Genomic DNA, 11,704 nt, shown 5'->3' on the forward strand with positions numbered 1-11,704 from the left:
AGCGAGTCATTCAAGCTCGTTGTTCTATTTCCCCTCCAACCATTGCAATGCCTGTCTAAATCTATTCTGCGTCTTCCTAAAAGAGTCGCACCCTATTGCTTTATGCCAGAACTCCCAAATTTTAGTCGAGCTAGATAATCTTTTTCTGACTGAGCTTCCTGATTTCTGTAATCACACCATCAACTCCATGATTGCTATAAATAATTAGCAACCGTTCGGCAGACAAGTAACTTAGCACAGGATTGCGAAATTGTAATATGTATTTTGTATCCGTAGGATTGTAGCCGAACTGGGGAGCGATCGCTCTCAATTGCTCTTGAACAGTAGTAACAGCCGGAATTGATAAAACAAAATCGGCATCTGACAGATTATGGAAGGCATACTCAGCCAGTAAGTTAGTTTGTGAAGAATTTGCTTGTGGTGAGAAGTTGCCAATTTTACGGACTATCGGCAAACGCATTTTGTGTTGCTTATCCATGAATAAGTAACCTTGGGCTACGGGGTCAATTCCAGCCACAATCGCAGCAGTATGTAACCAGTTAACTACCTTGTACTCGTTACCGAGAGTGGGAGATGAGTGAGCGCAAGCTTGAGTAATCACAAACTCTGGGGATAACTTTCGCTTCATCGTCTCTGCCAAACTGATGATGTGATGACCACCAGTTCTAGAATCGCCCGACGCACCATAATTGTCTGTTTTACCATTCCCACCGAAGTTCAACTCCTGAAACTCAGTGCCTGAAGCATTCCACTGAAAAACTATTGATTTAGCCCAGTCATGCCAGATTGGTGCTGCAATTAATAGGTCGTTACTGATATAAATGTCTGAATCTACTTTACTTTCACTATCTGGATTGACAATTGGTAAACCATTACTATTTGTTTGACCATATATTAGCCGATAGTTACTCGCAAAGCTCAAATTACTAATATTATTAAATGCTTCATGTATTGGTAGTCCTCCGGGATAAGTATGGTGACTGTTATTTCCACTTCCAGGTGCAGAGAAAAAAGACTGGGGAAGTTGAGGGCAGACACTACCATCATTGCTAACTGGTGGGAAAATTCCAGCTATTAGTCCACCTGGAAAGGTCATATCGTCCGCCGCATCTACCAAGCCGACTTTGAGCAATTGCTCTACAATCTCCTGCTTTTTCCCATCAGTTAATCCGGATCTATGCATGATACAGGTTGTGGGATTATCAATTGCATCAAGTGTGGCTTTTCTCAGTTTGATATCTTTTATTTTCTCTGTCTGGTTTACCAAAAAAATTTTCGCTGACTGCACTAAGGGGGATTTTTCAGCAAGCCTAATCGCTTCAGTATTACCCGCTCCCAATACCTGTTGGTTGGTGTTATTGCTCATGACATCAAAGCCTTTGAGTTTGCCTTGTCCCTCCTCTGCTCGTAAAGATGTGACCAACAATAATAAGCTCAAGCATAAACTTACTAATAATAGAAGATGAGATGATTTCATGGAGATTATCAGCCTTTAGTTACAAAAGATTAATCCTCTATTGCAGTTGCCTCTAGAAAATTTACTTCCTAGACGCAACTGCAACTTATTTAGGTGTAAATTGGCCCGTGTGAATCTTGACTACGAATGGGAAATTCTACAAAACCCACTGGATGATGAGTAAAATGCAGTACAGACAAACCGGGATTATCTTCTGTCGCATAGGCAATAGATACGTCTATGTATTCACCCTGTAACCGTGCTAGTTCTCCTGCAATGAATGGTACTGGATCTACTAACCCTTCATTATCGCCGAAGCGAATAGCCACAAAAATTTCATTGTTCACTTCCAGTCCTTCTGGAAATCCCTCAGTATGCTCAACCTGAATATTGCTTAAAATTAAATGCTGATGATTCGCACCATGATGATTTTCTGGAGCCGGAAACAATTTTTCAATATCCCCAACTACTCGAATTAGTGGTGCGCCCAGAGAATGCTTGAAACGATGATGATTTAGGTATCTTGTTGCTTTGGTAAAGTTGCTCATAAAACACTACCTTTGGGAGTTGAAAAATTTTACTAGACATTTTTCAGTCAATCACAAAGCAAGGCTTTCAAAAGTATACATGAGATACAATTTTACAAATCCACTCATCCTCAACTTAAACCTAACTTAAACCTAACTTAAACTCCAGATAAACAAATATTAATCTATCTGGTTTTTAGATAAACTTCAGATTTATTTAATATCTTTACTTCACTTATTTTTCAACTACTTCATCAATCTGGAGTACAGTAAAAGCAAATAACTCAAACAGGACTGGCTTATGTCAAAAAAAGTGAGTTCAGCAATTAATCCGACTTTCTTAACAGATGTAAATCATGGTGGAAACAAAGGGCAACCACAGAAGATTGCAGAACAATTAGCCGAGTTTATTGATGAAGCAAAGTCAAATCTACACATTGCAATCTATGATTTTCGTTTAACAGAATCAACCCTTGCAGAACCCGTAATTACAGCACTTAAGAATAAAGCCCAAACGGGTGTGAAAGTGAGAATTGCCTTTGATCATGGAAAACCTGAAACTAAAACAGTTGATCCCTTCATCGCTAGTGGCAGTGATCCAGCACCGAAAGGAACCAAAGCATTCCTAGAAAGTGTATTTGAGGGAACTCAAGTTGAAATAAAGAGCATTGCTGGCTCAAAGCTGATGCATAATAAATATGTCATTCGAGATGTGAATACCAGTGAAGCAACTTTGTGGACTGGTTCAGCTAACTTTACAGATGATGCTTGGACTTACCAAGATAACAATATATTGCAAATTTCTTCACCGCAGCTTTGCTCATACTATGAAACTGACTTTCAGGAATTGTGGGTGAGTGGCAATATCAAGACCACAGGTGTTGGGGATACTGGTAAAGTTTATATTGCTTCAACTGAAGTTGATTTCGCTTTCTCGCCAGGGGAGGGTCAGACTATTGACCACATCATCTCTAGTTTGATTGGTTCAGCAAAAAACCGAATCAAGATTGCTTCCATGATGATTACTTCTCATGCAATTCTCGCTGCACTTGATGATGCCCTCAGACACAAACAGGTGAAAGATTTGAGTGGAGTATACGATGCTACACAAATGTCTCATGTGGTGAAACTTTGGCTCAAAACAGAAGCAAGTGTTGGTGTTGCTGAAACTTTTAAAGAGGTATCATCTCATCTAGTTGGTAAGCACTCCGAGCCTTATAAACCAGACAGCAAGCACAATTTCATGCACAATAAGGTTGTAGTATGTGACAACATTGTGGTCAGCGGCAGTTTTAACTTTTCTCGCAGTGCTACACAAAATGCTGAAAATATCGTTGTGTTACATGATCCGAGCTTGGCAGAGCAATATAGCGATTACATTGACCAACTGCTGGCGCACTATAGCAAAGTCTAGTCACAGCAACAGCCGGATCACTATCTCCTGAATAAACCCAACAGGGCGAAACTAGACATAAACAGACCCCTTCTTTGGGAGACATTTCTGGTTTACGTCCACCACCAGGAGCGATAATACGAACTTTGCTTTTTTCAATTTCTGTTTGTTTCTGTATTTTCCTCGCTTGATTGAGGGGCGGCACGTTCCGGTGATTTATCTTTTCGCGCCGTTGTTGGTGGCTTGGGCTGGGGAGCGATGCCAAAGGCGGTAAACTACGCATCCTTAACTTTTCCTCGCTTGAATCGGGAGAGCGATCGCAATCAAACTACTTTACAAGCGTGCTGACTCAAGACGGCTGGTGAATTGTGAGGAGTGATGCCTGCGGCGGTAAACTACGCCATGCATCCTCGCTTGAATGTGGGGTACGCCTACGCAACTACCAATTAAATTACTTTAGTGCTGATTCAAGTAGAAAGGAGTACAATCCTAGCATTAATTAGGGGATATATCATGGGTGAATCCAAACGAAGAAAACAGCAAGATCCAAACTACGGTCAAGTTAAAAATCCTGTCAAAAATCTCATGAAAATTGTTTGCCCGTTTTTTGAGGATTATGATAATTTTCATCATCTTGATGCTGATGGTATATCGTTGATGACAGCTAAGGAAGGTTACAAAGAAACGGGCTTGAGAGGAATAATTTTAAAAGGGTATCTAGCCGAACATTTAGTAAAAGATTATCCGCCTGAAGCTGAAGTAATAGAAGGGTTCAAACAACACGGAAATATTTATGTCACTTCAACATTAGCTTTAAGTTATTTAGAAAATGCTGTAAATAAAAAGGAAAATTTGAGAAATTTTGATACTTATAATCCATTAAATGAATTTATACGTATTCAAAGTGACTCTAAAAAGTACCACATCAATTTGGTCACAGTATGACAAAATCCTTAGAGAGTAGCTGGGATTTAACAGTGTATATACTTAAAATATTCTCCACAATCATACATAGGTTTCAATTGGTGTGATCTGTTGTTAATCCCTCTGAGTGCCGGAGCATTTTTTCAGATTCTACCTTTGATGGGCGATGCCTGCGGCGGCAAGCTACGCTTCTACTGATATCTTTCCTTACTTGGATGGGCGATCGCTATGCATTCAGTTTCTTAGAGGAAACCCTTAAGACCTAAAATACTGGTGTGGTTAATCACTACCAGATTGCCTTATAGGAAAAGTTAGATTGAATATGAATGAGACTTTAGCAGCCACACTAGGGGAATTACAAGCACAAATATATTGGTTACATGATGCTGAGGAGTTTGCCCAATTGGCATCAGCAGTAGCTACTATATATATGAAACTTGGTTATACTCAACAACAGGCACAAACCGCAGGTAATTTAATTAGTGAAGCTTATCAATTAGCGGATGATGCTGCTTTAGCTCAACAAGCAGGTGATTTTGACAAAGAAATGCAGTTTTATTATCAAGCTAAAGATAAATTAACCCAAGTAGAAACTACATTAGTTTATCAAACCAGTATCGCCATACATCAAATGAAATGGTGGATGTATTTTCGTCATAAACAAAAATTAAAAATTCTGCTCCACTTATTTTTACAAAATTTTCAAGCGGTAGGGTTAATTAACTTACTTACTGCTCTTAAACTTACATATTTTCTAATGGAAATAGGCAGAGTTCACAAATTGCGTGACATCGAAACCACCAAACATAATGCTATAAAATACTGGACAGAATTATTGAAAATCAAACCGCCACAATATCCTTATCTTGGTTAAATTGCTGATTTTTAGGCTTGAGCGCGATTGCTAAACTACGCATCCTTAACTTATCCTCTCTTGATTAGCGATCGCTTTTTTCCTCTAAGAATAAAGAGTGATCGCTAATCAAATTACTTTACCTAATACTGTCTCCAAACGGCTGGTAAATTGTGAGGAGCGATGCCAAAGGCGGTAAACTACGCTCATACTGACCCATAAAGTTTCCTCTAAGAATCATGCTGCTTTAACTGCGACCTTTGTCTAATACTGTCTCCAAACGGCTGGTAAATGCTGAAGGGCGATCGCAAGTCAGAATCAACTGCTCAATTGCCCGTGTCATTGCAACATACAATAGTCGTGCTTCTTCTTCTGGTGTGTTGTATTGATGGGGCATATAACCAACACCAGGAATCAACACCACAGGAAACTCTAACCCTTTGCTGGAGTGCATAGTCATGAGTTTGATGCTTTGCTCGGCTGGGTTATAGTTGCGGCTGTCACTGTTGGCGTTTACCCACTCTACCGGAATGTGGGCTTGTTGGAAGTCGTTGTAGATGCGTAGGCGTAGCCCGCCGCAGGCATCGCCCATAAAGTTGGAGCGATAGATAATTGCTATTTCGTTCCAGGGGATATCTCGCTCGTGTAATTGTTGCACTCGCCCTGCTAGGTAATCTACCTCATGCTGAAAACTGGGGAGTTTAATTAAATCTGGCACTGCTCCCTGTCTTCCAGCACTAGTCGGTTCTACCAATACCACTTGGTCATCATCCCCGGTGGTGGGGGTCATGACTTCTTTGGCAAATTCATAGGCTACCCCTAACACCTGCTCTGTGTTGCGGTAGTTGAGTTTAAATATGGTGGTGCGTCCCTGTGCCTGAATGCCTACGCTCTTGAAGCTAAATTTCTTATTGCGTTTTTCTCCGTAGAGGTTTTGGGCATCATCATAGAGGATAAGCAAAGAATTGGTTTCGGGGTTGACCATTTGGGCGATTAACTTTAACCACTCTGGTTTAAAGTCGTGACCTTCATCTAACATCACAGCGCCATAAGTGCCAGCCGGTATTAACTTGGCATCAAGGGCGGTAATTACTCTTTGAACCAGTTCTTCTACATAAGCATCACCTTGATACTCTCTAGAATCGGGTCTAGGGATGTCATACTTTTTGAGTAAATCCATGCACCAGCCATGAAAATGTCGTACCTTAATGCGACTGATTTTGTGCGGGTCTTCTTGAACCACCTGCCGGAGTTTGGCAGCAAGGGAGACATTGAAACACAGTACCAAAATTGGTTTATTACTGACTTGAGATAAGTGCTGACAACGGTAGGCTAAAATCATGGTTTTCCCGGAGCCAGCCACGCCATGAATTACCCGATGTCCATCACCTAAACTTCTTGCAAGCTGCTCTTGCTGCAAGTCCATAATTTTGAGAATGTCGGGGATTTGCAACTGCGGCGTTTCTTCAGTGTCGGTTTCTAAATCCAACAAAGATAACTGTTTGGCAGTAATGCGTAATTCTGGGAAGATATGCCAACGGATTCTATCTATTTGGTGAGGAGTGAGGGTTTTACCAAATTGATATGCCGATAAATCCCAAATTCGTTGCTGAAATTCCCCTGCATCAACCTTTTCATACATCTCATCTTTGCAGATAACTAAGTGTGACTCAAACACTGCGGGTAGTTCGCTTTGCTCAAAATCCTTGCGGCTGATGTTGGTGAATACTACGCCGTAACCGTAGGGGATAATCAGCTTGCCTTGATATTTACCTTCCTGCTGCACCAAAAGAGAATCTTTTTCTAGCACCTTGTTGACTGCTAGGGCATAATCTCTTGTCTGTTGTAGTGGGTGTTTAACTTCCTTTATTCCGTCTTCAGTAAGCAGTGTAACTGTGGAGGGGTTGATATTTTGAATAGTGTCTAGTTTCCAGTCTTTCACCTCAAGGATGAACAAGCCCCGGCTAGGGTGCAGCACGATAAAATCTGGGTGCAGTTGCTTTTTACCTACTGGCACGTCATACCAAAGTAAATAGTCATTCTCTAATTTTTCCTCCAAGCGCTGCGCTAACCTCCTCTCGCCAGGGGTCATTCTCATTGAGCAGCTATTGAATGAGGGAATTAGGGTGGCCATAGCAAGTATGATTTGGAGTTTCCTCTAAGAATGGGGAGGGCGATCGCGCAGAGCGTCTCCTACTGTTAGTCTTCCCTTAATAATGGGTGCGATCGCTTGCGACGGGCTACGCCTGCTTGGGGTTTCCTCGCTTGATTGGGGCTATGGCATATGACTGTAGGTTCAATCGGGATACCTGCAAATTGGGACACGTTGTAAATAAATATTACGCAACGTAGTCTAATGATTTACTAACTTGCCCAAAAATGGTATTGGGATATTCAAATTTTGTACGCTAAAATCAATTCTTCACGCTATTCAGTCTCTTAAACTTGCCCATAAATGACCTTTTTAGGGAATGTTTTCACAAGAGAAGACACACTCAATCTGGTATTAAACAACGTAAAATCAAGCATTTGCAAACATCTGCGTAACATAACTTTACAACGTGTCCCAATTTGCAGGTATCCCGGCTGAACCCCTAATTCAACACCAGTTTTCGCACCTGATGCGATGTCCATCATTGCACCTTCACCACCTAATTCCGTTTTTACCCAACCCGGATGAGCGCTATTAATTTTCACCGGAGTATTGCGTAACTCATGAGCTAAATGAATCGTAAATGAGTTCACTGCTGCCTTAGAAGCATTGTAAGCAAATGGTTTGGAATCATAGATGAATGAATTGGGGTCAGCATGAAGGGTTAACGAGGCTTCAATACTCGACATATTTACAATTCGACCGCTAGGACTATTCAATATTAACGGCAATGCTCGTTGAGTTAATTCCACTAAGCCAAAAAAGTTGGTGCTAAATGTCTGTCTAATAATGTCTACAGAAATAGAACTAGCATTACTGGTTAACCAATCACCATCTAAAAACACACCCGCGTTATTGATCAAGACATCAAGCCTACCAAAAGAGTCACTAATTTGTTGAACGGCAGATTCAATTTGATCACTATCAGTGACATCCAGGGCAACTGGGTGAGCTATTACTCCTTCATTCTCTAAGTTACTTGCTGCTGTTTTAGCTGCATCTAAGTTTCGGGCCGCTATCAGAATTGTCAATCCATGTTGTCCGAGTTGGCGACTCATTTCCAGCCCCAGACCTTTATTTGCACCAGTAATCAAAGCTACTTTGTTCTTTAGTTCGTCCTGCACCATGATTAAGCACTCCTGTGTGTAGTGATAAATTTAGATCACATTTCAGAACAAAATGTTTAAGCTGAGTTTAAATACTGGCTTAATCGTCCCACAAAGTCTAAATATTGGAAACCTAGAAGAAAGGCTAGGTTAAACAGCACACACTTGTTGGCAAAACAAAAAAGTAATTCAAATGGGATTATTGCGATGAGCTTGACTATGCGGAAATTTTTTCACTAGCCGCTTGATGTATAATTTCTTTCCTTAACGAATCTGCTGCAATGGTTTCCCAATCTATGGGATTATGAAAAAAATGCCAAGGAAATATAATTTTTTCGATTAGTTTATGCCCAAAGAAATATTCCCTTCATCATTTGAGTGTGATTGTGGCTATGAACTTCATTTTTTCGAGAACACAATTAAGGAAATGAAGTTGATGAGTAAACAGAAAAAAACTCTCCTTTGTGATGGAGCAGATCCAAAACACACTGTTGTATTTGAGCATGGGTTGATGGTCGATATCGAGTGCCCTAAACAAAAGAAAAAGAAAAACTTGCAAAGTAAAAAATAGAAAGCTTAGGAAATAAAATTCAGCATTAGTCATGAAAAGCTTGTAAGGGATAGGGTGTAGAAAATCCCAGACTTAAAAGCAGGCGTTCTGTGAGCATCAGAGGCTGTCGATCCCACTTTATAAAAAAGCCCTAAAAACGGGGCTTTTTTTATTCCTGTTTTTTTTCGTCAAGTGGGCCGCTTTTCGCGTGACACCCATTCTGTATGGCTTTGAGTACCGTCTCTGCACGCTTATGTCACAGAGCAACTGTGCCGCTTCTTGTGACATTAACGGAAAAACAAGGGTTCTGGGCGTTGCTGACATCATGCCGCTTTTTGTGACATCCATACATAGCAAGGTTTTTGGATGTCACGGCACACCTGCCGGAATTCTGTGCCACTTTGCGACAGAGCAGTGCAAAAAAAAGAGCGGCTAGAAATCAGGAGTCAGGAGTCAAGAGTCACTCGCTTCGCTCGAATTCAAAATTATCAATTCAAAATTCAAAATTAATACCCCATGCATAAATGCAGGGGCACAGAACTTCAAGTTTATAAATCTTTATCTCCATAAATGAATTTAGGGGCAAGTAAGCTGAATTAATTAATTCAAAATTACTGAGCTATTCTTCAATGCGTGAATTTTGAATTTTGAATTGTTTCGGTCAGGAGTCAGGAAACAAGAAAGGTATTCTGACCGAAAAAGTGGTGCTTTCTAAAGTTTGGTAAAGAGCGTCCTAATTCCTGGTTCCGAATTCTGACTTCATTTTCAAGAAGCAGCATTTCCTAATTCCAGCCATCTAATTAGTTCTTGTGGGGGAATAATTCTCGATACAGAGAAGGGAATACTGTGTTTTTCAGCCCAACGATACACAGTTCGCAAGCTGATTTTACGCTTTGTTCTGTCGTAGATATAATTCGGAAGTTCTCGCCCAGATAACGGAAAATCTGGTTCTTCTAGGTTGATGCCAAATTGGGCAAAACGCTCTTGATCCTTTTTGAGTAACAATGAAACGTCTGACAAAGAATACCTTTTGAACAGATTTTGACTTTTGAGATATGCAAGCCCTAACAAATAGCAGCATTCTTTCAATCTCACCTGTCGGGCGTACTGCTGTACACCACATATCCTTAACCATTTTCGCCAAGCTCTAATACTAATACTTTTACCTAAGACGTGTTCGCAAGCTGTTTTTACCCAAGCAAGGTTATACATATCTTGATACATATTGCCTCCGATATTCTAATGCCCAGGTTTTCCCTGGGCGCTCCGTTTTAGTCTTCTACAGCCTCAGTGTCGTTTATCACCTTAGAACGAAGACGTTTGTTAATCATTCTCTTGTTACTGCGTTCGACATAAACGCCAAAACCGTTTTCCCAAAATACACGGTGCAATTCTGATAATTTCCAACCTTCAAACTCGGCTAGTTCTTCTGCTTCTTCAAATAGTGCTGTTGGCACGTAAAGTTCAATCCTGGTCATTCCCTGTGCTTTTGTTCTAGGCATTGTTGCATCCATATTTAATCACCCAGATTATCAAATGAGATTGGTTATGGGACAAGAACCCTACAAATAAATATTTTCTGGTTCTTATGTGCTATGTAGCTAATATTAGACTATATTAGTGGTTTAGTACCACATAAGAAACAAAATAACATGGAGAAAATCAAACAAATACTCACTTTGCAAGGGATTGAGTTTGATGACGACGATATTTTGTCCGCCGCATCAGCTATTGGCATGGATGTTGATAATTTAAATGATGCCGAAGCCCAAGAACTCGCAATGCAAGTTATACAAGCCAAGAAAGCAACTGCTCTGATCACTACTAATGGCAAATCCAAGAATACGGTCGGGAAACTCGGTAAAAACTCACCCCGCCGTAAATCCGCTCCTCCATTGCAAGGAGCGATCGCTCATGCATCCCAGGTTTCAAATCAAGAAATTCAATCTCTGGAGGATGTTCTCAACGTCGGGATTGATGCTTACACAACTGATAAAGCTGACCAGTTGTTATCAACGATTCGCAATGCCCCCAAGGACGTGGTGAGTAAGTTTGTCTCTAAGGCGATGGAGGAGGAAGCTGACGTAGACTCCTTTCGTGCAATCGGTAACGAACTCGTTGCGGGGATTTTCGGCATTAGCCCAACAAATGCAGCCGAGTAAATTTATTGGATTAGCAGCAGTACTCAATCTGCTGCTATTAACTCTTGTATTGGGCGTGGCAATCTATGGAGCAACAAGAACAAACCCATCGCAAAGCATTAAATATTCACCTGAAGAAGGACGGCGAGTTGAGTCTGTCCGGCTTAACACTAGAAAATCTGACAACAGAAGAATTCCTAGTCGTCCAGCAACTTATTGATGAGTCAAAGGCGCGATCGCATTCCAATAGACAGATTGAGGAATTGATGCAACGAGGGATGATGGCTCAAACTGCGATCGCAGCAATGACCGTTTTAATGTTTTCGTTCATGGGGATATATGGCATAACCCGATATATCGGCTCACAAGTTCAACAAGTTCAGCAAACTTATACCAATTTTAAGTAGTTAGAGGGGGAAAGAAATGTTAGGAAAATGGCTTCCTGGTTTATTTGGTAGTAAAGGAGATGGAGTAGTATCAACGGATTTAAGAGTTGGGGATGCTACCCAAATTGAGGGTAATCTCCCTTCATCAATCCGCTCACGCTACACATTGCCAGCTTACACTACAGCAAAGCAGGTTCTGGATGAAGCAGAAGTGGC

12 protein-coding genes are annotated in these 11,704 nt (G+C 40.9%); 6 read left to right on the forward strand and 6 right to left on the reverse strand.

The annotated features are described in order from the left end of the window. Positions 1–130: 130 nt before the first annotated feature. Together V7K76_RS28225 and V7K76_RS28230 are read right to left on the reverse strand one after the other, a co-directional pair. Positions 131–1,477, reverse strand: a complete 1,347-nt coding sequence (locus V7K76_RS28225) for a hypothetical protein (protein WP_335030273.1) — start codon at positions 1,475–1,477, stop codon at positions 131–133. Positions 1,478–1,566: 89 nt separating this feature from the next. Further along, on the reverse strand, positions 1,567–2,004 hold the full coding sequence (locus V7K76_RS28230) for a hypothetical protein (protein WP_335030275.1): 438 nt from the start codon (positions 2,002–2,004) through the stop codon (positions 1,567–1,569). A 280-nt stretch (positions 2,005–2,284) separates the two neighbouring features. Between V7K76_RS28230 and V7K76_RS28235 the strand changes: the two genes are divergently transcribed. The 3 genes from V7K76_RS28235 (at position 2,285) to V7K76_RS28245 (ending at position 5,174) form a co-directional block, all read left to right on the forward strand. Further along, a complete protein-coding gene (locus V7K76_RS28235) occupies positions 2,285–3,397 on the forward strand; it encodes a phospholipase D-like domain-containing protein (RefSeq protein ID WP_335030277.1) in 1,113 nt (370 codons plus the stop codon). Positions 3,398–3,889: 492 nt separating this feature from the next. Then, positions 3,890–4,321, forward strand: coding sequence for a hypothetical protein (locus V7K76_RS28240; protein WP_334954079.1), 432 nt, complete (start codon positions 3,890–3,892; stop codon positions 4,319–4,321). 301 nt (positions 4,322–4,622) lie between these two features. Continuing rightward, a complete protein-coding gene (locus V7K76_RS28245) occupies positions 4,623–5,174 on the forward strand; it encodes a hypothetical protein (RefSeq protein ID WP_335030279.1) in 552 nt (183 codons plus the stop codon). 226 nt (positions 5,175–5,400) lie between these two features. Here V7K76_RS28245 and V7K76_RS28250 read toward each other — a convergent pair whose 3' ends face one another. Beyond that, positions 5,401–7,251, reverse strand: a complete 1,851-nt coding sequence (locus V7K76_RS28250; protein WP_334954081.1) for a 3'-5' exonuclease — start codon at positions 7,249–7,251, stop codon at positions 5,401–5,403. A 341-nt stretch (positions 7,252–7,592) separates the two neighbouring features. Then, positions 7,593–8,432, reverse strand: a complete 840-nt coding sequence (locus V7K76_RS28255; RefSeq protein WP_334954082.1) for an SDR family oxidoreductase — start codon at positions 8,430–8,432, stop codon at positions 7,593–7,595. A 325-nt stretch (positions 8,433–8,757) separates the two neighbouring features. Between V7K76_RS28255 and V7K76_RS28260 the strand changes: the two genes are divergently transcribed. Then, the gene (locus V7K76_RS28260; protein WP_334954083.1) at positions 8,758–8,982 is read left to right on the forward strand and encodes a hypothetical protein; all 225 of its coding nucleotides are present in this window, start codon (positions 8,758–8,760) and stop codon (positions 8,980–8,982) included. Between the two features lie 744 nt (positions 8,983–9,726). Here the strand turns inward: V7K76_RS28260 and V7K76_RS28265 are convergent. Together V7K76_RS28265 and V7K76_RS28270 are read right to left on the reverse strand one after the other, a co-directional pair. Continuing rightward, the gene (locus V7K76_RS28265; protein ID WP_334954084.1) at positions 9,727–10,185 is read right to left on the reverse strand and encodes a DNA-binding protein; all 459 of its coding nucleotides are present in this window, start codon (positions 10,183–10,185) and stop codon (positions 9,727–9,729) included. 47 nt (positions 10,186–10,232) lie between these two features. Then, positions 10,233–10,463 (reverse strand): hypothetical protein, encoded by a 231-nt coding sequence (locus V7K76_RS28270; protein WP_334954085.1) that lies wholly within the window; start codon positions 10,461–10,463, stop codon positions 10,233–10,235. Positions 10,464–10,613: 150 nt separating this feature from the next. Here V7K76_RS28270 and V7K76_RS28275 point away from each other — a divergent pair, with 150 nt between their 5' ends. Then, positions 10,614–11,123, forward strand: a complete 510-nt coding sequence (locus tag V7K76_RS28275; protein WP_335030280.1) for a hypothetical protein — start codon at positions 10,614–10,616, stop codon at positions 11,121–11,123. Between the two features lie 65 nt (positions 11,124–11,188). Then, positions 11,189–11,509, forward strand: coding sequence for a hypothetical protein (locus V7K76_RS28280; protein WP_334954087.1), 321 nt, complete (start codon positions 11,189–11,191; stop codon positions 11,507–11,509). The last annotated feature ends 195 nt before the right edge of the window (positions 11,510–11,704 follow it).

The organism is Nostoc sp., from assembly GCF_036917975.1.
In the GTDB taxonomy this organism is placed as follows: domain Bacteria; phylum Cyanobacteriota; class Cyanobacteriia; order Cyanobacteriales; family Nostocaceae; genus Nostoc.